This window comes from Candidatus Hydrogenedentota bacterium (genome assembly GCA_016791475.1).
Taxonomy (GTDB): Bacteria; Hydrogenedentota; Hydrogenedentia; order Hydrogenedentales; family JAEUWI01; genus JAEUWI01.
Map to the genome: position 1 here is coordinate 570 of JAEUWI010000169.1, position 230 is coordinate 799.

Genomic DNA, 230 nt, shown 5'->3' on the forward strand with positions numbered 1-230 from the left:
CAGCAGACCAGCGCCGCCGCGGTCGAGGAGCAGAGCGCGGTGATCGCCGAGATCACCCGCTCGGCCACCTCCGTGGCGGGTTCCGCGGGTGAGCTCACCGAGTCGGTCACCGCCACCGCGGACGCCGCACGTTCGGCCCGCGAGGCGACGGAGCGGGCCCGGTTGTGGGTGCGGCGGCTGGAATCGACCAACGACGCCCAGCGGGCCGACGTCGAGCGGTTGGCCCAGCA

Annotated in this window: 1 protein-coding gene; it reads left to right on the forward strand. The window is 74.8% G+C overall.

All coding sequences use genetic code 11. From position 1 onward, the window contains the following. Positions 1-230 (forward strand): hypothetical protein (locus JNK74_28495; GenBank protein MBL7650128.1); only part of this gene is annotated, 230 nt, incomplete at both ends.